General features: G+C 43.1%; 23 protein-coding genes. 10 read left to right on the top strand and 13 right to left on the bottom strand.

The window, feature by feature from the left end:
- Positions 1-31: 31 nt before the first annotated feature.
- The 3 genes from BDE36_RS03385 to BDE36_RS03375 form a co-directional block, all read right to left on the bottom strand.
- Positions 32-631 (bottom strand): RNA polymerase sigma-70 factor, encoded by a 600-nt coding sequence (locus BDE36_RS03385; protein ID WP_128767821.1) that lies wholly within the window; start codon positions 629-631, stop codon positions 32-34.
- A gap of 262 nt (positions 632-893) precedes the next feature.
- On the bottom strand, positions 894-1,730 hold the full coding sequence (gene kduI / locus BDE36_RS03380) for a 5-dehydro-4-deoxy-D-glucuronate isomerase (protein ID WP_128767822.1): 837 nt from the start codon (positions 1,728-1,730) through the stop codon (positions 894-896).
- A 42-nt stretch (positions 1,731-1,772) separates the two neighbouring features.
- Entirely contained in the window at positions 1,773-2,543 is a 771-nt protein-coding gene (locus BDE36_RS03375; protein ID WP_141813726.1) for an SDR family oxidoreductase, read from the bottom strand.
- A gap of 255 nt (positions 2,544-2,798) precedes the next feature.
- Between BDE36_RS03375 and BDE36_RS03370 the strand changes: the two genes are divergently transcribed.
- The 6 genes from BDE36_RS03370 to BDE36_RS03340 all read left to right on the top strand — a co-directional run bounded on the left by BDE36_RS03370 (position 2,799) and on the right by BDE36_RS03340 (position 8,333).
- A complete protein-coding gene (locus tag BDE36_RS03370; RefSeq protein ID WP_128767824.1) occupies positions 2,799-3,587 on the top strand; it encodes a gluconate 5-dehydrogenase in 789 nt (262 codons plus the stop codon).
- Positions 3,588-3,956: 369 nt separating this feature from the next.
- Positions 3,957-4,979 carry a pectinesterase family protein gene (locus BDE36_RS03360; RefSeq protein WP_128767825.1) on the top strand — a complete coding sequence of 341 codons (1,023 nt, stop codon included), beginning with the start codon at positions 3,957-3,959 and terminating at the stop codon, positions 4,977-4,979.
- Positions 4,980-5,001: 22 nt separating this feature from the next.
- Positions 5,002-6,645 carry a glycoside hydrolase family 43 protein gene (locus BDE36_RS03355; RefSeq protein WP_141813724.1) on the top strand — a complete coding sequence of 548 codons (1,644 nt, stop codon included), beginning with the start codon at positions 5,002-5,004 and terminating at the stop codon, positions 6,643-6,645.
- A gap of 148 nt (positions 6,646-6,793) precedes the next feature.
- Positions 6,794-7,243: a MarR family winged helix-turn-helix transcriptional regulator gene (locus BDE36_RS03350; protein WP_276481943.1), complete on the top strand. Its 450-nt coding sequence runs from the start codon at positions 6,794-6,796 to the stop codon at positions 7,241-7,243.
- Positions 7,244-7,259: 16 nt separating this feature from the next.
- Complete coding sequence (locus BDE36_RS03345) at positions 7,260-7,682, top strand: organic hydroperoxide resistance protein (protein WP_128767827.1); 423 nt, start codon at positions 7,260-7,262, stop codon at positions 7,680-7,682.
- A 15-nt stretch (positions 7,683-7,697) separates the two neighbouring features.
- A complete protein-coding gene (locus tag BDE36_RS03340; protein ID WP_128767828.1) occupies positions 7,698-8,333 on the top strand; it encodes an NAD(P)H-dependent oxidoreductase in 636 nt (211 codons plus the stop codon).
- Between the two features lie 21 nt (positions 8,334-8,354).
- Here BDE36_RS03340 and BDE36_RS03335 read toward each other — a convergent pair whose 3' ends face one another.
- From BDE36_RS03335 to BDE36_RS03320, 4 genes are read right to left on the bottom strand one after another with little or no spacing between them, the layout of a single operon-like run.
- On the bottom strand, positions 8,355-9,302 hold the full coding sequence (locus BDE36_RS03335; RefSeq protein WP_128767829.1) for a pectinesterase family protein: 948 nt from the start codon (positions 9,300-9,302) through the stop codon (positions 8,355-8,357).
- A gap of 6 nt (positions 9,303-9,308) precedes the next feature.
- Positions 9,309-10,100, bottom strand: coding sequence for a rhamnogalacturonan acetylesterase (locus BDE36_RS03330; protein ID WP_141813723.1), 792 nt, complete (start codon positions 10,098-10,100; stop codon positions 9,309-9,311).
- 39 nt (positions 10,101-10,139) lie between these two features.
- Complete coding sequence (locus BDE36_RS03325) at positions 10,140-10,880, bottom strand: rhamnogalacturonan acetylesterase (protein WP_141813722.1); 741 nt, start codon at positions 10,878-10,880, stop codon at positions 10,140-10,142.
- A 2-nt stretch (positions 10,881-10,882) separates the two neighbouring features.
- The gene (locus BDE36_RS03320) at positions 10,883-12,208 is read right to left on the bottom strand and encodes a pectate lyase (RefSeq protein ID WP_141813721.1); all 1,326 of its coding nucleotides are present in this window, start codon (positions 12,206-12,208) and stop codon (positions 10,883-10,885) included.
- A 448-nt stretch (positions 12,209-12,656) separates the two neighbouring features.
- Here BDE36_RS03320 and BDE36_RS03315 point away from each other — a divergent pair, with 448 nt between their 5' ends.
- Together BDE36_RS03315 and BDE36_RS23535 are read left to right on the top strand one after the other, a co-directional pair.
- Positions 12,657-13,685, top strand: a complete 1,029-nt coding sequence (locus BDE36_RS03315; RefSeq protein ID WP_128767833.1) for a LacI family DNA-binding transcriptional regulator — start codon at positions 12,657-12,659, stop codon at positions 13,683-13,685.
- A gap of 186 nt (positions 13,686-13,871) precedes the next feature.
- Positions 13,872-14,045 (top strand): hypothetical protein, encoded by a 174-nt coding sequence (locus tag BDE36_RS23535; RefSeq protein ID WP_161973347.1) that lies wholly within the window; start codon positions 13,872-13,874, stop codon positions 14,043-14,045.
- Between the two features lie 8 nt (positions 14,046-14,053).
- On the opposite strand, the gene BDE36_RS03310 is transcribed toward BDE36_RS23535, so the two are convergent.
- A complete protein-coding gene (locus tag BDE36_RS03310; protein ID WP_141813720.1) occupies positions 14,054-15,454 on the bottom strand; it encodes an MBL fold metallo-hydrolase RNA specificity domain-containing protein in 1,401 nt (466 codons plus the stop codon).
- Positions 15,455-15,583: 129 nt separating this feature from the next.
- Between BDE36_RS03310 and BDE36_RS03305 the strand changes: the two genes are divergently transcribed.
- Both BDE36_RS03305 and BDE36_RS03300 read left to right on the top strand, forming a co-directional pair.
- Complete coding sequence (locus tag BDE36_RS03305; protein WP_128767835.1) at positions 15,584-15,961, top strand: BlaI/MecI/CopY family transcriptional regulator; 378 nt, start codon at positions 15,584-15,586, stop codon at positions 15,959-15,961.
- The gene (locus tag BDE36_RS03300; RefSeq protein WP_141813719.1) at positions 15,958-17,841 is read left to right on the top strand and encodes a M56 family metallopeptidase; all 1,884 of its coding nucleotides are present in this window, start codon (positions 15,958-15,960) and stop codon (positions 17,839-17,841) included. Before BDE36_RS03305 ends, BDE36_RS03300 begins: the two co-directional genes overlap by 4 nt.
- Positions 17,842-17,916: 75 nt before the next feature.
- Here BDE36_RS03300 and BDE36_RS03295 read toward each other — a convergent pair whose 3' ends face one another.
- The 5 genes from BDE36_RS03295 to BDE36_RS03275 form a co-directional block, all read right to left on the bottom strand.
- Positions 17,917-18,687, bottom strand: a complete 771-nt coding sequence (locus BDE36_RS03295; protein WP_202616815.1) for a succinate dehydrogenase/fumarate reductase iron-sulfur subunit — start codon at positions 18,685-18,687, stop codon at positions 17,917-17,919.
- Positions 18,688-18,830: 143 nt separating this feature from the next.
- Entirely contained in the window at positions 18,831-20,765 is a 1,935-nt protein-coding gene (locus BDE36_RS03290; RefSeq protein WP_141813718.1) for a fumarate reductase/succinate dehydrogenase flavoprotein subunit, read from the bottom strand.
- Positions 20,766-20,806: 41 nt separating this feature from the next.
- Positions 20,807-21,592, bottom strand: coding sequence for a succinate dehydrogenase cytochrome b subunit (locus BDE36_RS03285; RefSeq protein ID WP_141813717.1), 786 nt, complete (start codon positions 21,590-21,592; stop codon positions 20,807-20,809).
- Between the two features lie 109 nt (positions 21,593-21,701).
- Complete coding sequence (pdeM, locus tag BDE36_RS03280; RefSeq protein ID WP_128767839.1) at positions 21,702-22,352, bottom strand: ligase-associated DNA damage response endonuclease PdeM; 651 nt, start codon at positions 22,350-22,352, stop codon at positions 21,702-21,704.
- Between the two features lie 102 nt (positions 22,353-22,454).
- The gene (locus BDE36_RS03275) at positions 22,455-23,987 is read right to left on the bottom strand and encodes a Do family serine endopeptidase (RefSeq protein WP_141813716.1); all 1,533 of its coding nucleotides are present in this window, start codon (positions 23,985-23,987) and stop codon (positions 22,455-22,457) included.
- Positions 23,988-24,004 lie beyond the last annotated feature (17 nt).

Genomic DNA, 24,004 nt, shown 5'->3' with positions numbered 1-24,004 from the left:
GAAAACTTCTACTAAAAAAAATTGTATTTTTTTATCCGGGTAAATGGACCCGATCCTTTTTACTTTTATCTACAGAAAGCGCAGCACAAAGCCTTTTCACGGCGATCGCCATTTGCGCGTCAATGGTATTGACAGAAATATTTAAAATTTCGGCTACTTCCTTGTACTTCAAGCCATCTTCCCTTATTAACCTGAAAATTAACTTACAGCGCTTTGGAAGCAATTCAAGCGTTTGCTGCATCAACTGCATCATTTCGGAAGTTACAAGTAAATCATGCGGCGTGTAACTCTCTGCCTTCATATCCGAATCAGATATCTCAAGAGATTCGGTAACCAAACGCCGGGCCTCCTGGGATAAGGCATTAAGCGAGCGATTTTTGGTGGCCGAATATAAATAGGTAGTAAGATTGTTTATATCAATGATATCCTCTCTTTTGCTCCATAGCTTCACGAAAACGTCTTCTACGACTTCTTCTGCTAGCTCCGTCGAACGCAGGAAATTTTTAGAGAATGCAGTGAGCTTCTTATGATAATGAGAATAAATTTCTTCAAAAGCATGTTCATCACCCTCCGAAATCCGCCTTTGCAGGTCCACTAAACAACTATTGAAATCCTTCCTTCCTTCTTTCATATACAGACGATTACCCTGTAACAGAGAAGTTTTAACTATCAGTCATTTGAAAATTCAGGTTATCTTCAGGTTTATAACATGTTAGCTTCTCTGATAACAATTTTACGTTTATTATATATTACATGCAACAGTAAGCAAAAAACAATTTGTGCAATCGTTCCCGGAATCAGCTATCAGCGATTCATTTATCAGATAAAAAAGCCGGTAATTCAGTTAAATTACCGGCTTTAAGCTTTTACAGAGGCAGGTATTATAACGTTTATTATCTCAGATCTTTAATCGCTACAGCATCCATATCCGAGTATACAAGGTTTTCACCACACATTGCCCAGATAAACCCATAATTGGAAGTACCTCCTCCTGAATGAATAGACCATGGGGGAGAGATAATCGCCTGGTGATTCTGAACGACCAGATGACGGGTTTCCTGTGGTTGTCCCATCATGTGAAACACCACTTGATCCTCGGGAACGTCAAAATAGAAGTAAGACTCCATACGGCGGTCATGCACATGTGAAGGCATGGTATTCCACACGCTTCCGGTACTCAAGATGGTCAATCCCATTACCAGCTGGCAGCTCTTCGCACCTTCGAGATGGATGTATTTATAAATAGTACGTTCGTTTGCTGTATCCTTACTTCCCACAGTAGTTGGAAAAGCATTTTCCTTTGTGATCAGCTGATGCGGATACTCCTTGTGCGCTGGTACAGAATAAAGGAAAAACTTTGCAGGATTAGCAGCGGAGACACTTTTAAAACGCACCGATTTAGATCCTTTCCCCACATATACAGCATCCAGCTTGCTTACCTGATATGTTGTGCCGTCGATGCTCACTTCTCCATTGCCACCGACATTAATAATTCCAAGTTCGCGTCTTTCAAGAAAATAATCTGCACGCAGGTTTTCATACACAGGAAGCTCCAGAACTTCATTAACAGGAGCAACGCTTCCAATTATAGCACGGTCATAGTGCGAATAGGTGAAGCTGAACTGATCAGGCTGCATCAGATCCTCCAGTAAAAAGTTTGCACGAAGCTCGGCTGTATTTAAGCCTGCAACCTCCTTGGGGCTTTGTGCATATCTTTGATTCATTATCATATTACTTGTTATTTATTATTCATTTATTCTACCATTCGATTCTCAACGGCCCATCCAACCCCCATCCACTGTTAGAATTGTACCGTGCACGTAGTCTGCCGCTTTCGATGCCAAAAACACCACCGGTCCTTTAAAGTCTTCCGGCTCACCCCATCTGTCAGCCGGAATCCTGTCCAGAATGGCACGGCTTCGCTCGGGATTATTTCTCAGGTCCTCTGTATTGTCGGTAGATACATATCCGGGCGCAATTGCATTTACATTCACGCCTTTTGAAGCCCATTCGTTTGACAGCGCTTTTACCAGGCTTCCTATCGCACCCTTGCTTGCAGCATATCCCGGTACCAACACGCCTCCCTGAAAGGTCAATAGAGATGCCGTAAAAATAATCTTGCCCCCTCCCTGCTTTATCATTCGCGCTCCTATCTCTCTGCTGATCACGAACTGGCTATTCAGGTTTATATCAATCACCCTATCCCAGTACTCGTCGGAGTGTTCTGCTGCTGCCTGTCGCAGAATAGTGCCAGCATTGTTCACCAGGATATCTATATGTTCATGCTCTGCCTGGACTTTCTCTAAAAACGCGTACACTGACTGCCTTTTACCGAAATCGCACTGATAAGCCTTAAAATTGCGTCCCCGCTCCTTCACCGCCTTTTCTGTTTCACTCCCGTTCAGGGCAATAGAAGAAGACACCCCAATGATATCAGCCCCTGCTTCTGCCAACGCTTCTGCCATTGCTTTACCAATGCCGCGGGTACATCCGGTGACCAGCGCAGTTCTTCCGGTTAAATCAAATAACGAATGGTTGTTCATAATTTAGAGAGGATAATGTGTGCAAATTAGTATTTATAGATAAGATATGGAAGAATATTGCCCCGATATACCAGGCAATTGCCGTATTTTTTTTCCGGCAACGTTGCCGGAAATTTAATAGCCCATTTATTTCAAAATATCCTGAATATCACTATATATTTGCTCAACTTAATTGAACACGAGGCTTTCCGAGCCCATTCCCGGCAGCTTCAATTATAGCTTGTTTTTAACTTTAAAATACTAAATAAACCAAATATGTCACTATCACTTTTTGATCTAACAGGCAAACGCGCACTGGTAACAGGTGCTACACACGGACTTGGAATGTCTATGGCTACGGGGCTTGCTAAAGCTGGCGCCCAAATCATTATCAACGATATCTCTCAGGAAAAGCTGGATGCTGCTATTGCTGAATATGCAAACAATGGAATAAAGGCTTATGGTTTCGTTTTTGATGTTACCGACGAAGAAGCTGTAAAGACTTATATAGATAAGATTGAAAAGGAAATCGGACCGATTGATATTCTGATAAACAATGCCGGAATTATAAAACGCATTCCCGTTGTAGATATGGAAGTAGCAGACTGGGAACAGGTACTTAAAATCGACTTGACCGGACCATTTATTATGGCCAAGCATATCGGTAAATACATGATCGAGCGCCGAGCCGGTAAAATAATCAACATGTGTTCAATGATGAGTGAAGTAGGAAGAAATACTGTGAGCGCTTACGCTGCAGCAAAGGGCGGATTAAAGATGCTTACTAAAAACCTCGCTACCGAATGGGCTCAGTTCAACATTCAGGTGAACGGTATTGGTCCCGGATATTTTGCAACCTCACAAACAGCGCCCATCCGCGTTGACGGACATCCTTTTAACGACTTCATCATTAGCCGTACGCCTGCAGCACGCTGGGGCGAACAGGAAGACCTTCAGGGAGCGGCTATTTTCCTTTCGTCTAAAGCTTCCGACTTCGTAAGCGGGCATATCCTTTACGTTGATGGGGGAATTCTCGCTTCTCTTGGTAAAGCAGCAAACGAATAATCTCAAATCATTTCATAGCAGAAAGCCCCGGCCTGTCCGGGGCTTTCTGCTTTTCCCCTTCAGCTTTCAATTTTACCCTTTCTGCTTTATCCTTTCAGCTTTCCCCTTTCTGCTTTCAACTTTTCACTTTCAACTTTTCCCTTTCAACTTTTCCCTTTCTGCTTTCAACTTTCCACTTTCTGCGTTCCACTTTCAACTTTCAACTTTCAACTTTCAACTTTCTGCTATCTGCTTTCTGCTTTCCCCTTTCCCCCTTCCGCTCCCACGGGAACGATTGCACAAAAAATTCCAACAGATCAGTTCCTTTACCGGAATAAACTTATTAATCTTGTTATAGATCTTACTCATTGTAAACTAAAAAACTAACGAATGGACTATAGATTAATGGCCAAACATTCCTTATCATTTCTGGTCTTTTTGTTTCTTATGTATTTGTTGCCTGAAGCAAAAGCTCAGCCGCAGCAGTATCCTGACTCCTTCACAGTTGCACAGGATGGAAGCGGTGATTTTAAAACGATCCGGGAGGCTGTAAACGCAGTTCGTGATCTTTCTCAGCAACAGGTCAGGATATTCATTAAAAATGGCATTTACAACGAAAAGCTGGTGATCCCATCATGGAAATCAAAGATTTCTTTAGTAGGCGAAAGCAAGGAGAATACCATTATTACAAACAATGATTACTCCGGTAAGCCTTACCCGAACGGCAAAGATCCATATGGGAAAGATAAGTTCAGCACTTACACTTCATACACTGTTTTGGTGGAGGGAAACGACTTCTCGGCCGAAAACCTGACGATAGAAAATACGGCCGGCAGAGTGGGGCAGGCAGTAGCATTACATGTAGAGGGCGACCGCGCAATAATAAAAAACTGCAACCTCAAAGGAAATCAGGACACTTTGTACACAGCCGCCGAAAACAGCAGGCAGTATTATACCAACTGCTATATCGAAGGTACTACCGACTTCATATTTGGTGAAGCAACCGTGGTATTTCAAAATTGTATCATCAAAAGCTTAAGCAATTCCTACATTACCGCTGCTTCAACCACTCCCCACCAGCAGTTCGGCTATGTGTTCTTTGATTGCAAGCTCATTGCGGCACCCGAAGCACAAAAAGTTTTTCTCGGCCGTCCATGGCGCCCCTACTCAAAAACCGTTTTTATCAGAACGGAGATGGGCAGTCATATCCGGCCCGAAGGATGGGACAACTGGCGCAATCCTGAAAATGAAAAGACTGCCACCTACAGCGACTATATGAGCCGTGGCGACGGAGCAACTTCAACCGGCCGCGTGAAATGGGCTAAGACCCTCTCCGCTAAAGAAATTAAAAAATACACGCTTGCAAACATTTTTGCAGGAAAAACAGAATGGCTGCCTGCAGCCGGTAAATAAATACAATCAATCGGAATAAAGCATGAAACGACTGGCGATTTATATCTCTTTTCTTTCTATTTCTACAAGTTTGCTTGCACAACAGCAGGAAGTCAAAAAAAATTATATTTCAAAAGTGTGGGTTGCCGATCTTGGAAATGGAAACTATAAAAATCCGATTCTAAATGCTGATTATTCCGACCCTGACGCTATTCGGGTTGGCGACGACTTTTTCATGGTAGCGTCAAGCTTCGATGCCGTCCCCGGTCTGCCGGTACTTCATTCTAAAGACCTTGTGAACTGGACAATCCTGACACACGCATTAAAACGCCAGCCCCCTTTTGAACACTTCGAAAAAACACAGCACGGCAATGGCGTATGGGCGCCATCCATTCGCTATCACAACGATGAGTTTTATATTTATTACCCCGACCCTGACTTTGGCATTTACCTCACCAAAGCTAAAAAAGCCGAAGGGCCCTGGTCTGAGCCGGTATTAGTAGAAAGCGGAAAAGGCCTCATTGATCCTTGTCCTTTATGGGACGAAGACGGAAAAGTATATCTCGTTTACGCTTACGCTGGAAGCCGGGCGGGAATAAAAAGCGTGCTTGCTGTAAAGACATTGAATACAGAAGGCACCAAAACACTCGACGAAGGTGTTATCGTTTACGACGGGCACGAAAACGACCCAACCATAGAAGGTCCTAAATTTTATAAGAGAAACGGCTATTACTACATCTTCGCTCCAGCCGGAGGGGTACCAACAGGCTGGCAACTGGTATTGCGGTCTAAAAGCATTTATGGACCTTATGAACGTAAAGTGGTGATGGATCAAGGAAAGTCACCCGTAAACGGCCCTCATCAGGGAGCATGGGTTGACACACAGAAAGGTGAAGACTGGTTCCTGCATTTCCAGGATAAGGAAGCCTATGGTCGCGTAGTGCACCTTCAACCGATGAAGTGGATGAAAGACTGGCCCGTGATCGGCGTAGATAAAGACGGCGACGGTAAAGGCGAACCTGCACTAACTTACAAAAAGCCCGACGTAGGTAAAACATATCCTATTGTCACCCCTGTCGAAAGCGATGAATTCAATGATCATAGCCTGGGCCTCCAATGGCAATGGCAGGCAAACCCACAGGCTACATGGGCATTTACCAACCCTGCCAAAGGAGTATTAAGGCTTTACACTCACAAAATACCGGAAGAGGCTAAAAACCTTTGGGACGTACCAAACATTCTTCTACAGAAGTTCCCGGCAGATGAGTTCATGGCAACAGCAAAAGTGACGTTTACTCCTAATCCAAAGCTCGAGAACGAAAAAACAGGGCTCGTGATCATGGGATTAAGCTATGCTGACTTTTTCATAAGAAGTAAAAAAGACGGATTATACCTTATTCAGGGGGTATGCGAAAAAGCCGATAAGGGTGCTACCGAGAAAGAAACTGCTGTAACTAAATTAAAAAGCAACACTGCATACCTTCGGGTGACCGTTACAGCGGCAGCAAAATGCCAGTTCAGCTATAGTACAGACGGCAAAACGTTCATCAGCGCGGAACCGGTATTCACAGCCACGCCAGGGAAATGGATAGGCGCCAAGGTTGGATTATTCGCGTCTCGCGATACGGAGACTAACGACTCAGGTTGGGCTGATTATGACTGGTTCAGGGTTGAACCGCTGAAGTAGTATTCCGCATCTAAACAGCTTCTATCGGTAAAACGCCTTCTCAGGCAATATTTTAGCTTGACCTAAAGCAATCCCGGCCACAAGCAAAATGACAAAAGAAAAACACAATGCACAAAATTAAATTGTGCACAATGTTTATTTTTGTGGCGTGGAAAAAGGAAAAGAAGATGAAATGGTATGCCTCGATAAGCAGGTATGTTTTTCCGTCTATGCCCTCTCAAGGCAGATCAATCAGCGTTACAGACCTATACTTGACGAACTTGATATTACTTACCCGCAATATCTCGTCCTTCTTATATTATGGGAACATCAGAAACACAGTGTCAATCAGTTAGGAGAGAGATTATATCTGGATTCAGGGACTTTAACTCCTATGTTAAAAAGACTTGAACAAAAAGGACTAATTAAGAGAACGCGAAGTACTGCCGATGAACGTGTAGTAGAAATTTCTCTGACAAAAGAGGGAAAACAATTACGGGAGCCTGCGTGTGCAGTCCCGCAGAAATTCCTCGCTTCGTTAAATATCAGCCCTGAGGAACTGGTGCAATTGCATCACACGATAAATAAGATCCTTGATCTTACCAAAAATCTCAAATAGAAAATCATTATTATATATGAAGTCATTGTATTCTGCAGTAGCAACTGCAAAAGGAGGCCGTAACGGTCATGTTCAATCAGATAATCGAGTACTGGATTTAGAAGTCAGAGCTCCTAAGGCTTTAGGCGGGGCAAATGATAATTATACAAACCCGGAACAATTATTCGCTGCAGGTTACTCTGCCTGTTTTGACAGCGCTCTCAATCTTGTTATAAAGAACGAAAAGATAAAAGCAGGAGAGACAAGTGTAACTGCAAAAGTTACTATCGGACAACTGGATAATGGCGGCTACGGCCTTGCAGTAGAATTACAGGCAAATATTCCAGGTGTAACCAGAGAAGAGGCACAAAGCCTGATTGAGAAAGCACATCAGGTGTGCCCTTATTCGAATGCAACGAGAGGCAATATCGAAGTAAAATTAATAGTCACAAATAGCTAATTTACGATATAAGAAATGTCACTTTTAGATAATTTACAATGGCGATATGCCACTAAAAAATACGACCCTTCCCGGAAAGTAGGAGAAGAAGAAATTAAGAAAATCGTTGAAGCCGCCAGGCTCGCCCCAACATCGTCAGGGCTACAGCAGTTTAGAGTGATTGTCATCAGCAATCAGGAGCTCAAAGAAAAAATCGTTCCAATTGCAAAAGGTCAGCAGACTGTTGCCGACTGTTCTCATCTCCTTGTTTTCGCCGCGTGGGACAAGTACACGGAAGAAAGGATAGACTCGATCTTTAACAGAATTACGGAGGAAAGAAGCCTTCCTCCGGAACAATTCAAAAATTACACCGATATGCTGAAATCTGTGTACCTCAATCAGTCCGCGGATGAAAATTTCGTTCATACAGCGCGTCAGGCCTATATAGGCTTTGCCCTCGCAATTGCTGAAGCGGCCGAACTTAAAATTGATTCCACACCGATGGAGGGTTTCGACAGCGATCAGCTTGATGAACTTTTAAACCTCCGCGAGAAAGGATTGAGAAGTGTTACCATATTGGCTGTCGGCTATCGGGACGCCGAAAACGACTGGCTTGTCAATATGAAGAAAGTGCGCAATCCATCAGAGGAGTTTGCACTCGAGCTGAAATAACAATTCAAACTGCACGAACAATTATTCCGGGTTCCATCCCCGGAATATCTTCTCTATCGTATATTCTCTGGCTCCTTCTTTAGTCAATTGATGAGACCAGCTAACCCTATGTTTAGGTTTAAAACCTTCACCCTTGTTATTATACTCTGCATAATATGCAGTTTTTTCATTACTCTCCTTACCCCAGTTATTCCAGCCTTCGGGTTTTATATGCTTACCCAGCTCGCAGTTGATGAAAACTACTTTGGCATAAGGACGCCAGGGGCGTCCCAGATAGAAAGAATTCTCAGGAGCATCCCCTTTGATCCGGCAGTTCAGAAACACGTATCCATACTTTGTAGAGTCGGGTGTAGAAGCTGCGGTTACATAACCTTGCTTCTTGCAAAAGATATCGCAGTTATTAAACACTGCTGTAGACGACCCAAATATAAAGTCGACAGTGCCTTCAATATAGCAATCCGTATAATATTGCCGGCTGCCATATCCATAGGTATAAAGAGTATCCTGAAAACCTAAAAACCTGCAGTTCTTAAATTTCATCCTGTCTCCTGCCGACCAAACCGCCACCGCTTGGCCTACTGGTCCCGAGGAATTCTCAAAAGTGATGCTTTCGGCACTGAAGTCGTCGCCATAAATATAGAAGCTCGCTGAACCTGACGTTCCTTTCTCCTCTCCAAAAATATTTTTCTTCTGGTTATAATCATCATAGGTGAGGATTGTTTTTTCAACGCTCTCTCCTACCAGCTTCACCATTTTCTTGGATGGAGCAAGGATCAGTTTTTCCTTATATACTCCATTCTTTATGAAGATGACAGTCTGCACTTTACGAAAGTCGGGAACAGCATTAATCGCTTCCTGAACGGTTTTAAAATTCCCGCTGCCGTCCTGAGCCACAGTGAAATGTCTCTCCTGAGCGACAACAAACAAGCTTGCAATAAAAGAGATAAGCGTAAGAAACACCTTTTTCATAGTATTTTATTTATTACCCGACAGTTTCTTCAAACCCTGAAAGACTAAACGTGCAACTTCAGTGGCACCTTCAGTCTGAAAATGTGTATTGTCTTTTTGCCCGCCAGGATAAGCTTCGTACGCTCCTGCAGGCAGGTTCATAAAATACCTGGAGGTAACATAGTCCTGGCCTTTCATTGTAAAGTAATCTGCCGACAACTTAGTCAGATTAATCAGAGGGACACGCAGCTCCTTAGCGACATCTTCCATCGCCTGAGGATAGTCACCGTGAGCACTCCCCAGTTTTCCTCCGTTCCAGGGATAATTCCTTGTCACTGGTGTGATTAACACGGGCCAGGCTCTCTTACTCCTGGATTGATTTATAAAAAGCCTCAGATATTCTTTGTATCCGGTGATGTTCACATACCGCTCGGGCTTTTCTGCTGAGGCATCGTTATGTCCGAACTGAATCATAACAACATCATTCTTCTTTAACAGTTTATAAACCTCGGCCCATCGTCCTTCTTCGAAAAAGGTTCGGGTACTTCTCCCTCCTTTAGCCCTATCGTCAACAACTGCACTATCAGCATGTATAATCCCTTTTAAATGAACTAAATTATCACGACGCAGAAACTGTTGAAAAACCTGTCCCCATCCCGTTAAGGGATAGCGCCTGGTTTTATAGTCTGGTTCGAGCGAATAATCAGCAACAGTGGAGTCGCCAATAAGGTACACTTTAACGGGCTCCTTTTTCAGATAAACAAAAGACATTAAAATGCAACATACGAGGCAAAGAAGCCCCTTCATATTCCTGTCCATATCCGCTCTTTAAGATTGAAACAATAGATCCCTAACGTTCTACTTCTTTCTTAGACAGCCCGTCAGATCAATTTTCAATTCCCGCATTCCTTCTGCAGCAAGACCGGCGATTTGCTTAGCTCCTTCGGGACTGAGGTGCGTGTCATCTTTTTTTCCCTCCGGGTAATTTTCGTTGCCTGGCGCCACATGATTAAACAGTTTTATCGATCCTTCCTCGCCAAGAGAAGTCAGCAGCTTTTCGGTCTTCTTCTGCATGTCGATTAAAGGCACATTCAGGCTGTCGGCAACCTTTCTCATTGCATCAGGATATCCCAGATGAGTGTCAACAAGCTTCCCTTCGATAAAATTACGTCTCGCAATTGGAGTTAGTAACACAGGGATCGCCTTCTTTAATCTGGCTTCGTCTATAAATTTTGCAAGATTGGCTTTATACTGATCTATTGAGGTGCCAACACCTGGCTTATTAAGCTTTTCATCGTTGTGCCCAAACTCAATAAACACATAATCGCCTGCCTCTAAATTATCGTATACGGCTTTCCAACGATTTTCAGTTATAAATGAAAGCGTACTGCGGCCATTTACAGCACGGTTATCTACCGTTACCTTTTTATTGAAAAAAGTTGAGAAGGGCATGCCCCATCCAGTTTCCGGGAAGGCTTTTGGTTGCTTCACAGACATTGTAGAATCACCAATCATCCACAAGGTTATCTTTTTATTCTGTATTAAAGCAAACGACATTAAAATCAAAGCAGACAAAAAGAAAAAAACATACCTTTTCATATCTATTTTATTGATAATAAGTTATTAAGATAAATTTCAACGTTCGTGTAATTCTTATCTATTGTATAGGCAGAAGAGTCGAGAGGATCTGAGGGATTTAAGCCGTTCTTTTTTTCCCATGCATCAGGCATTCCATCGTTATCGGTATCTGTGGGAGCTGGCTGCGATTTCAGCTCAGGCCATCCGCCCGCGTCGTTCTGCGAGTCGATAATCCCGTTTTTTTGTGTACCCAGTCCCGAACTGCCGCTCTTTACTTCATTTGCAATCCGCGTATCTATTGCATCCCGCCGGAAGCTGGCACCCGCAAAATCTAATACTGCTGTATAAGCTTTCTCTGGATTCTGGCACGCCAGGGATTCTACTTTGAAGGGATTTAAAGTCCTCGCTGAATCTGGATGATCGGCTTTAACGCCCCCCCAGTTATCCTTCGATATGGCTTTGTTACCGTCAAGATGGTTCCCGTTTAAATAAAACCGCCCGTAGGGCGACCATGGATTCAGGATCTGGGTCCTCTTTGACGACGCGGTTGCAGGCCCCGGCTTAAAGTAATTATTAACTATGTTATACCGGCCTTTTTCGCCTCCATATACACTGTTCGCCTCCCAGTTATAGATGACGTTATTTGTAAAGTCGACCAGCTCATTTTCCGAATTTGGCGTTGTGGATGATCCGCTGAAACGTGGTGTCCGGCTTTTGTGACTGGCAATGAGGTTATGATGAAAGGAAGCTCCTTCGCCCCCCCATATACCGCCGTAGCCATGTTCGCCTTTTTGGTGCACCGATGAGTTCAGGCTCTCGGATATAATACACCATTGAAGAGTAAAATTGCTATTCCGGTAAAATGAAGCACATTCGTCAGTCGCCCAGCTCATGGAACAATGATCAACGATGATGTTATTGTTTCCTTTATTTGCACCTAATGCATCCGCAGCGATCTTTTTTTCATCTCCCATCCGGAACCTGATATAGCGGATTATTACATTATCTGATTTGATGCTAACAGGATAATTTTTAATACAGATCCCGTCACCCGGTGCGGACTGGCCAGCAATGGTTAGGTCTCCTTTGTTTATGTCGAGAGGAGATTCAAGAGCAATCGTTCCGGAGACTGAAAAAACAATGATCCTGGGTCCCTTTGCTTGAATAGCCTTTCTTAAACTACCCTCTCCCTCATCGTTCAGATTACTCACGATCAATACTTTTCCCCCTCTGCCACCGGTTGTAAATTTACCAAAGCCTTCCGCTCCGGGAAATGCAAGCTGCTGTGCAAAAGCAAAGCTTGCAAACCCAGAAATCAGACCTATACATAATATCGTTCTAAAAGTCATAAATTACCCTTTCAATATTCCATTCTTCTCTTTAAACACGTTTACGTGTGCCCTTTTTATATGTTTGTATTACTCTTGATATAAACTTTGATATTATCGTTAGTTGTACCAGGTTGCTGCGTTTTGGCTACTTCATTCTAATATTCACAATCATCAGAGATTGAAGGCTGGTATACTTGATTTATAACTTTTATTCTGGTTTATAACTTCAGACAAAACAATATTAATCACTTTACTAACAATCTTTTAGAAGAACGGAATATATTTTTACGCAATCGTTCCCGCAATCGATTCCGACTTTTTGGTTTATAATGCTCGTTTTCACCGCTCAATTTATTACTAATAATACGCCCTTTTTAACTCGTATACTGAGCTGTACAAAACGATGCGGGCTTTGGATAAAATATAATTATCTTAGCATCTTCATTCAGCAATCAGGAGGTAACCAATGAAGTTTAATACCGTAACTATTAAAGATATAGCGAAAGCATTAGGACTCTCAACCTCAACCGTTTCAAGAGCCTTGCGTGGTGGTTATGAAATAAGTGATGAAACCAAAAAGGTGGTTTTGGAATACGCCGAAAAGATAAACTATCGTCCCAATCCCATTGCTTTAAGTCTTAAAGAGCGAAGAAGTTATTCAATTGGCGTTATTGTTTCTGAGATTGCGAACAATTACTTCTCACAGGCAATTAACGGAATCGAATCTGTCGCATATAACAGGGATTACCATGTTATAATTACTCAGAGCCATGAACGGCTGGACCGCGAAGTACTGAACGTGGAACACCTCGCCTCACGATCAGTAGACGGCCTGTTAATCTCCCTTTCGTCAGAAAGTTCGGATATATCTTATTTAAAGTCACTGCATGATCAAGGCCTTCCGATTGTAATGTTTGACCGCGTAACCGAACAGATCGAGACTCACAAGGTCATTGCAGATAATTTTAAAGGCGCCTTCGATGCGACCGAATATCTCATAAGCCTCGGGCATAAAAAAGTCGCTCATATAACAAATGCTGCGCATCTGTCGATCACACGGGAACGCCTCGAAGGATATAAGGCAGCCCTGGAAAAGCACGGTTTGCCTTTTAATGAAGATTATGTAAAGTATGGCAAATACAGGGGTATTGAACAGGAAGAGATCGATCAGGTAATCAAGGAGCTATTCGAAATGGAAGATCCGCCCAAAGCCATATTTATCGCACAAGATAAAATAAGCACCGGATGCCTTATGGCGATTAAAAAGCTTGTGCCCCACTGTCTTTCCGACCTTGCTATCGCTGGCTTTACCAACGCAAATGTTGTTGACCTCTTTATGCCAGGCATTACAGCCGTAAGGCAACCCGCTTTTGAGATGGGCAAAGCCGCCACCGAACTGCTGATTCAGTTAATAGAAAGCAAAAGACCTGTCACCGAATTCGAGACAAGGGTTTTTAACACTGAATTAATTACGCCTGGCACCGTACTTATTTAAAGTATCCACTTCTATTACGAGCATCACATATCATACGGGCCTCATGAGAGATGCCCTTTTCTTCGCACTCCCGGTGTATTTTATAAGGCAAAATCAACCGTTCATCTAATATTCTCTGCCCTTAGTCTAAATAATTTTCAAATAACGAAAAGTTAGCGTTGCTTTGAATCGTCAATATTAAGCAAAATGAAAACGCCAAAGAATCTTCTATCTCCCTTTATCATCCTGCTGGTACCTGTATTACTCGCTATATTACTCACCTTAAATAATAGCAATAGCACCCTGAACCAGGAAAAGTTTGAAGCTGCCTCTTATTTCAGAATGCCTTCGTTTAACGGACTCGTACGGACATTTTTTTAGAAGCTGTATTACAGCTCTTGCATCTGATGCTGCCCCGGAATCCGCACCTCATTGAATCCAACTTCATTAAGTCGTTGCATAAACTTTGTTTGTACATCATATTCTCCGTGCACAAGGAAAACTTTTTTAACAAGAGAGGGGTCCTGGCAGGATAGGAATTTCAGAAGATCGTTACAATCGCCGTGTGCGCTCATTGATCTGATTACGCGGACCTCGGCGCGGACATCATATTCATCGCCAAAAATAGAGACCACTTTCTTTCCTCTGCTTAGCTCACCTCCTAAAGACGACGGTTCACAGTAGCCGACCATCAGAATGGTGTTCTTTTCATTCCCTATGTTATTTCGAATATGATGCTTTACCCGGCCAGCTTCTGCCATACCTGATGACGATATAATCACACAGGGACGAGGATCATCATTCAATGATCGGGATTCACCTGCTGACTGAATAAACTTCAGTCCTTTAAACTTAAATATATCACTATCCTGTGCCATCACCTCCTTCACGTCCCGGTTATAAACCTGCGGATGTTCTTTTAATACTTGCGTCGCCTTTTCTGAAAGCGGGCTGTCTACGTAATACGGAACATCAGGCAAACTGCCCTTAAGCTCAAGTGAATTGAGGGCATACAGAAGTTCCTGGGTCCTGCCAACGCTAAAAGCCGGAATAATCAGCTTACCACCTTTTAATTTACACGTTTGATGGATGATCTCCTGCAGTTGCCCTTCCAGTGGCTCCAGATCTTTATGATAAGAATCTCCATAAGTAGATTCGATAATTATATAATCAGACTGTTGAAAGGACTGAGGACTTCTTAACAGGAGGTCCTCATACCGGCCAACGTCTCCACTAAATGTAAGCCGGGTAAATTTGCCTTTCTCCAGGATTGAAAGATGAACAGCCGCGCTGCCGATGATATGTCCGGCATCTGTAAAGCGCAAGGTCACTCTTGGCTCAATTTCAAAGTCTTCGTTGTAATCCACAATTTTAAACAAGCGCATTGCCTCCATCACGTCATCTTCTGTATAAAGCGGTTTAAGCGGCGGCAAACCTTTCTTCTCCCTGCTGTCGTTAATAAATTCTGTATCCTGCTCCTGTATCCCGGCAGAATCATTCAACAAGATCCTCGCAAGATCCATAGTGGGAGCGGTGCTGAAAATCGTACCTTTAAATCCTTCTGCTACCATTCGCGGTATGAGTCCGCAGTGATCAATATGAGCGTGTGACAATATAAGATAGTCAACCTTAGCAGGATTAAAACCAAAATGGCCGTTTAACTCATCAGTTTCCCCACCCATCCCCTGAAACATTCCGCAATCAAGTAGTATTTGTGTTCCGTTATCCAGTTTTAGCAAGTGTTTACTGCCTGTTACACAACGGGCGGCTCCATGAAAAGTTATTGTCATATTTAAATGTGAGTATTTAAAAACTTACAGACAACAGAAAAGGAAAGTATAAGTTTCCGAAACAATAAACTAAAAAAATAGTTGCAAAACTAACACAGTAGTTGTATATTTACTTTAAACAATAAAACGATGGGAATGAAAGAATTAACAAAAGCTGAAGAACAAATTATGCAGATACTATGGCAACTCGAAAAAGGATTTGTAAAAGATGTGATTGATGAACTTCCCGAGCCCAAGCCTGCCTATAATACTGTCTCCACAATTATCAGGATATTGGAAACAAAGGGTTTTGTTGACCACGAAGCCTTTGGGAAAAGCCACCAGTATTACCCCCTGGTAAGCAAGGAGCAATATAAAAGCTTCGCAACAGAAAAGCTACTTACCAATTACTTCAGTAATTCGGTGGAGAAGATGTTCTCTTTCTTTGTAAAGAAGGAAAAGATAGACCTGCACGAAGCAGATGAGATATTAAAACTAATAAAAAACCTAAAAAATAAAAAGCCATGACATGGTTCGGTTATCTCCTTCAAACTAACATTTATCTGATCATCCTGTATGCGTTCTATTTTTTATTCCTTAGGAACGAAACCTTTTTTAAGCTTAACAGGGTATATCTTATCAGCTCCGGCATCCTCGCTTTCTTAATACCGCTGACGGATGCGGAGTGGGTGCGCACGTTTTTCGTAAACGAAAAGGTGTACCAGGCAGCCGACTCGCTCAATGTCTTGTATTTCACGGCCAATACTGACCCGACCGTCGAGCAGACCAGCGTCAACTGGCTTTTGATCACTTACCTGACCGGTTTAACTATATTCTTATCACGTTTTATTATCCGCTTTTTACAGGTTTGCCGGCAACGGCCTGACCAGGGGCACCAACCTTACTCATTTTTTGGTCGTATTGTAGTTCCGGATGACCTGCCCGACCGGCATTCCATTCTAAAACATGAAGTAGTGCATGTGCGCCAGTTACATTCAGCAGACGTAGTACTTTTCGAGGTAATTTCCATAATTAACTGGTTCAACCCGATCGTATATGTATATAAAAAAGCGGTGAAGCTTATTCACGAATTTATTGCCGATGAAGCAGCGGCAAAAACTAAAGCTGACAAATCGGAATATTCATTACTGCTTCTGAGCACTGCATTTGGTGTGTCGCCTTCAGGTCTTTCTAATAACTTTTATAACGAATCGCTGTTAAAACTGAGAATTCGTATGCTTCACAAATCTAAATCGCACAGGATCGCCCTGATAAAATACGGTCTCTCCGTTCCGCTTTTCCTTTGCATGCTAATTTTTTCGTCGGCAACAATCGACAGATATAATTCTCTGGAAAAGATAACAAATAAGATCAGCGAAATAAATGTCGTTTCCGCCAGCGAAGCTGGAACTTCCATAATTAGCTCGGCTAAGAAGATATTAGGAGACACCACGACTAACGACAGCACCAAAAAGCTGGGAGGCGCTCCGCTTAAATACTTATATAGTTATGTAGCCAGGAATATCATTTATCCCTCTAAAGCACGGTTTAACAACGTCCAGGGGGATGTGGTAAGTTCATTTAAAATCACTTCCTCCGGCAGCCTTGCAGACATAAACATAGTCCGCGGCCTCGGTAGTGGGATTGATGAAGAAGTGTTAAGGACCTTAAAAAAGATCAATAACATGGACCCGGCAGTAGCGGGAAAGTACTACTTCAGGATAAGCTTCAGTCTGGAAGGAACAGGGACAGGGGCTAAAGAAACGCCAATAACTATTCCTGACGGATATAAAGAGCTATCTTCCATCATGATCGTCGGTTCCCCAAAACGCTTGCCTTCAACCAGCCCGTCCCCCGGGAAAGCCGTTGAAGATGACGCAGTACATGACTTCGCCTCCATCGATGTTATGCCTAACTTTCCGGGAGGAATGGATGCATTCTACGCATACGTTTCAAAAAATTATAAATACCCCGAAGAAGCCAGGAAGAACAACATTAAAGGGAGGCTTATTGTAAGTTTCATTGTAGAGAAAGATGGAAGCCTTGAAGATATAAGGCTCTTGCGTGACCTTGGTTACGGAACAGGCGAAGAAGCTATAAGGATGTTGGAAAATACACCAAAATGGAATCCCGGAATGCAGGATGGACACCCGATAAGAGTCCAATACACATTACCGATTTTGGTAAACCTCACACGTGAACAAGCTCTTACCTTCAGGCATAATTCTTTACCGAATGCTCTTTACATAATTGATGGTGTAGAAAAACCTTCCTTTGATCTGCAATCACTAAAGCCGTCAGAAATCCAGTCGATAAGTGTATTAAAAGACAAACAAGCTACAGATAAGTATGGCGATAAAGGGAAAAACGGAGTAATAATTATTACAACGAAGAAAAAAGCGAACTAAAGTGCCCCAAAAAGCAAGAACCCCGCGCTAATGCGCAGGGTTCTTAAAAAATCCTCCTTGCCTCGTTGGACAAAATTAGTGAATTTCTTCTTCTTTAAAAAATCCGGCAGTAAAATAATCCCGCCTCATCCTGTTAATATTTGTTAAAGAAATCTCTTTCGGACATTCTATTTCGCAAGCACCTGTATTCGTACAGCTACCAAAGCCTTCTGCGTCCATCTGCGCAACCATCGCTTGAACGCGACGATACCTTTCAGGCTGGCCCTGAGGAAGTAACGCAAACTGCGAGATCTTCGCCGATACGAATAACGCGGCCGATGCATTCTTACATGCTGCAACACAAGCACCACATTGGATACATGTTGCTGAATTCATTGCTTCGTCTGCTACCGGCTTAGGAATAGCAATCTCATTAGCATCAGGTACACCTCCTGTGTTTACCGACACAAACCCACCGGCTTCCTGGATACGGTCGAACGCAGAACGATCAACAGCCAAATCCTTGATGATAGGAAAAGCTACTGCACGCCAAGGTTCAATAGTAATGGTTTCGCCGTCGCTGAAACTGCGCATGTGAAGCTGACAGGTCGTAATTGCTTGTTTCGGACCATGAGGACGGCCATTAATATACAAAGAACACGCTCCGCAAATTCCTTCACGACAGTCGTGGTCAAAATGAATAGGATCAGCCTTTTCCTTCACAAGACGCTCGTTCACTATGTCCAGCATCTCCAGGAACGACATATCAGGTGATATGTCATCTGCTTTATATGTTACAAATCCGCCCTTATCGCTGGCATTCTTCTGTCTCCAGACTTTCAAGGTTAAATTCATGTTTCCGCTCATATTACTTTTTTTTAGTAGCAAGTATCAAGATTACAGTATCCAGATTACTTGCATAACATCTAATCAATCTTTTCTCCTGAGCACTTCAAATATCTTTCCGGCATTTCCATTCGTCCTGATACTTGATACTTGCCACCAGATACTTATTTATAACTCCTTTGTGTTAGCTTAACATTCTCGAAGATCAGTTCTTCTTTATGCATCATAGCAGGGGCATCATCTCCTTTAAATTCCCAGGCGGCAACATATGCATAATTTTCATCGTCACGCTTTGCTTCACCTTCCTCAGTCTGGCTTTCTTCACGGAAGTGACCACCACACGACTCTTTACGGTTAAGTGCATCGTCAACCATCAGTTCTGCAAGTTCAAGGAAATCGGCTACACGACCTGCTTTCTCCAGACACATGTTCATCTCTTCGTTCTCACCTATCACAATGGCATTTTTCCAGAAATCTTCGCGAAGTTCTTTGATCATACCCTTTGCTTTAGTTAGCCCCTGTTCATTTCTTGCCATACCGCAATATTCCCACATGATCAGACCAAGATCTCGATGATACTCGTCTACCGTCTTAGTCCCTTTCATAGAAAGGAATCTCTTAATCCTGTCTTCAACGTCTTTCTTTGCCTGAGCAAATGCAGGGTGAGATGCATCAACCGGCTTAGGACCGATATTAGCGAGGTAATCTCCAACAGTGTATGGTATTACAAAATATCCGTCAGCAAGACCCTGCATCAGAGCAGATGCACCAAGACGATTCGCTCCGTGATCTGAGAAGTTTGCTTCGCCTAAGCAATACAAGCCTGGGACTGTAGTCATCAGGTTGTAATCAACCCAAAGGCCTCCCATGGTATAGTGTACTGCAGGATAGATACGCATTGGCATTTCGTATGGATTTTCATTTGTGATCTGATAATACATATCGAAAAGGTTGCCATACTTTGCTTCCACTGCAGCTTTACCAAGCCGCCCGATAGCTTCTGCAAAATCCAGGTATACCGCTTTACCGCTTGCACCAACACCGCGTCCGTCATCAGCCGCTTCTTTAGCATTACGGGAAGCTACATCACGAGGAACCAGGTTACCAAAAGATGGATATTTACGTTCAAGGAAATAATCCCTGTCTTCTTCTTTTATGTCAGATACTTTAATTTCTCCCTTGCGAAGTCTTTCAGCCATCTCCCTTGTCTTCGGTACCCAAACACGACCGTCGTTACGCAGAGACTCAGACATTAAGGTAAGCTTAGACTGATGATCGCCGGTTACCGGAATACAGGTAGGGTGGATCTGAGTAAAGCAAGGATTAGCAAATGCAGCTCCTTTCTTATATGAACGCCAGATTGCTGTAGTGTTACAACCCATGGCGTTAGTTGAAAGGTAGAATACGTTTCCGTAGCCGCCAGTACAAAGTAATACAGCATGGCCTGCGAAGGTTTCTATCTCTCCTGTCAGCAGGTTACGGGTAACAATTCCTTGCGCCTTTCCGTCAACTGTAACAAGATCAAGCATTTCATGCCTGTTATACATCTTCACCTTACCTTCATGGATCTGACGGTTTAAAGCAGAGTAAGCGCCCAAAAGCAACTGCTGTCCGGTTTGTCCCCTCGCATAGAAGGTACGTGATACCTGCGCACCACCAAAAGAGCGGTTGTCAAGCAAGCCACCATATTCGCGGGCAAAAGGCACCCCTTGAGCCACGCACTGGTCAATAATATCGTTCGAAACTTCAGCTAAACGATGAACGTTCGCTTCACGGGCACGATAGTCGCCGCCCTTAATAGTATCGTAGAATAAACGATAAACGCTGTCGCCATCGTTACGATAGTTTTTTGCAGCATTAATCCCACCCTGAGCAGCAATAGAATGCGCCCGGCGTGCACTGTCCTGATAACAAAAGGCTTTTACATTGTATCCTAATTCGGCCAGCGATGCGGCAGCAGAAGCTCCTGCCAAACCGGTACCAACAACGATAACAGTATATTTTCTTTTATTGGCCGGGTTAACCAGCTTCAGATTGAATTTATGTTTAGACCACTTTTCTCCTAAAGGGCCCTCTGGAATTTTTGAATCTAATACCATTTGAGAAATATTTTTTAGTCCCTAAATCGGGATGATCCATCTTATTTGAAAAAAAACACGTAAAGAGGCATTGCAGCGAACACAGCAGGAATAATAATGCTGAACACCCAAAGGCCCAAAAAGTCAATAGCTGGCTTATACTTTTTATGATCAAACCCAAGCGTCTGAAAACCGCTCTGGAAACCATGATACAGGTGGTAACCCATTGCGATCATAGCGATCACGTAAAGCGCAACATACCACCATAGCTTGAAAAGCTCCATAACGATGATGTTCAAATCTTTCGCAATGACAACTTGGTTACCCGACTGCAGATCCACATATTCCGAATGAACCATCTGATGTCCATCGTAAGGAATTTTGGTAACTTTTACTTCTTCCGGGTTGGTAAGACTGGTTTCGTACTTGATAAAAGGCAAGCCGCCCCAGTGATATTCTGCCCAGAAGTTAGTCATGTGGACAACGATAAAGATTAATAGTACCGTTCCCAATATTCCCATATTTCTTGAGCTCCAGCTGCTGTTTGCAGATCCCTTGTAAACAGCATAGCCCACTTTCCGGGCTCTGCGATTCCTGATGCTTATAACTAAAGCATACACAGCGTGGAACACTATCGATAAATATAAGAGATATGAAACGATTTTAATAGGTGGAAAGTGCGTCATAAAATGTGAATACACATTAAACGCCATTCCATCATCATGTTTAAATAATTGTAAATTTCCGAGAAGATGAACAATGAGGAACAGGCACAGAAACAGCCCTGTTAAACTCATGATCAATTTCTTCCCTAATGTTGACGAGAATGCCTTAGTGAAACTGCTCATTACCTTTCATTATTTTTATTAGTGGTACAAAAGTATTATTATAGCCGCAATAATATAACCTATTTTGTTATCTATGGCTTTATTTAATTTATTTAGAACCGGTCTAAGATCATAGTTTTATAACCTTGTCATTTACAACCACGAAAGTAGCAGCCAATTCGTCAATACTAATGCAGCAATTCCCGGTAAAACGACCGAAGGCCGGAAGGATGGCCTGAGTCCGGCCGAAATAAAAACAAGAAAGAACAGTGGTTTGTCTGCCCTTTCCTCTAAGCCTTACAGCAGGATGAACATGGCCACTTATAATATACTCATTACCATCGGGTTTCGAAACAGGCTCATGGGTAAAAACAAAGGGGTTCAAATCAAGTTTCTCACATACTTCAAAGCCCGCTTCGTTGTAATACTCATCGTGAAGTATATCATGATTGCCCCGGACGAGAATTATTTTTACATCCGCGAAAAGCTCACGCCATAACTGCAGCCAGTTCCAGTCATTATTAAACTCGCTATGAAAAAGATCGCCAAGAAAGATTAATTTCTCTGGTTTTAATATATGTATCAGATCAGCAAGTACGGCAAGTTCTTCCTGTTCCAACGGACGGGGTATCGCAATTCCGGCTTTTCTGAAATGCCCTACTTTACCGATGTGCAGATCGGCAACAATTAATGCTCTCTCTTCATCCCAATAAAGTGCTTTCTGAGGAAGCATTACTAAATGCTGACCAAGCAGTTCCCATTTCATTCCGTGCTCTGTCATATCAAAAACTAAGATAATTTGTTTCGGCGACCTTTCATCGTCAGGGCAAAAAAAAACCTTCCATTTCCGGAAGGCCTTTTTTTATATATGTTGGACGATCTGCTATTGAGCGACCGGGAAGGACATCATAATTCTTGATCCATCAGCTGATATACCATTGATACGGATCATGTTATTACTGCTTGCCGAAAGGGCATTGTCAATATCATCAACCTTGTTAATCGGTTTATTATTGATACTGGTGATAATGGTACCTTTTTCGATTCCAAAGTTTGAGAACAATCCGCCGTCGCGAGCTTCAGTCACAACTACTCCTGAATTAATCTTATAACGTTGTTTTTGTGCCGTCGACACAGGAGCAAAGCTCGCTCCAAGTTGATTATAAAGCTCTTCGGCAGAACTATTATTATTTCCCGCGATCTTCACATCATCTTCGCCTTTAAGAGTAACGGATACAGTACGCTCTTTTCCATCACGGTTGAAGCTAAGCTGTACCTTATCGCCGGGACGAAGGCGTGCTACGCGTTCCTGAAGATCAGACGACGACATAATCCTCGCTCCGTCTACCTTGGTTATCACGTCACCTTTTTTTATGCCGGCAGCAGCAGCACCGCTGCCTTCGACTACTGTGTTTACATACAAGCCACTGATTTCACTAACTCCAAGTTCCTTGGCGATACTTGAATTCAGCTCCTGGAATGTTACACCTACAAAGCCACGTCTAACGGCACCATACTTAATGAAGTCGTCCATTATCTTTTTTGCAAGGTTAACTGGGATAGCGAATCCGTAACCGGCATAGTAACCCGTTTGAGAAGCAATTGCAGCGTTAATACCAACCAGTTCGCCTCGTGTGTTCACAAGAGCGCCTCCGCTGTTTCCACGGTTAATGGCTGCGTCAGTCTGAATAAACGATTCAATTGCTGAATTCACTCTCGGCTGATTCCGGTTGCCGTAATAATCTTCTTGCTCGGGTTGCCCTAATATCCCAATAGCACGTCCTTTTGCGCTCACAATACCGGCGGTCACTGTAGTATTCAGCGTAAGCGGGTAGCCTACAGCCAGAACCCATTCGCCGACCTGCACATTGTCCGAATTTCCAAGTTTAACAACAGGTAGTTTAGTAGCATTTACCTTTAGAAGCGCTAAATCAGTATTGGGGTCGCGACCAATTACCTTTGCCTGAAAAGACCTGTTATCGGGCAGGATCACTTCTATTTTAGAAGCGTCTTCTACAACGTGATTGTTAGTTACAATATATCCATCGTCAGACACGATCACACCCGATCCGGATGCCATTGCTGGAGCACGTTGGGTATTACCCCGGGGGCCGCCAAAGAAATCTCTGAACATATCTTCGAAGGGGTCAACACCTCCCCCGCCACGTTGCTGCCTGGACGATCCGCCATAGGTGGTCTGAATATGAACCACCGCGGGCGTTACTGCAGCAGCCGCCTGAACGAAATCGACATCGCCCGCAGAAGAAACACTTACGGGATTATTAGTAAAATAAACCTTTTGTTTATCCTCAATACTCATCTTTTCGGTGTTATTATTTTCAATAAGCTTATATCCGCCTATTGCTACTGCACCACCGAAAAATGCAGTGAGAAGAGTTATTCCTATTTTTTTCATATTCCTATTTTTTTCTC

It is taken from the genome of Arcticibacter tournemirensis, assembly GCF_006716645.1.
Classification (GTDB): domain Bacteria; phylum Bacteroidota; class Bacteroidia; order Sphingobacteriales; family Sphingobacteriaceae; genus Arcticibacter; species Arcticibacter tournemirensis.
The sequence above is the reverse complement of the archived record's forward strand: the minus strand, read 5'-3'. Positions and strand labels throughout refer to the sequence as shown.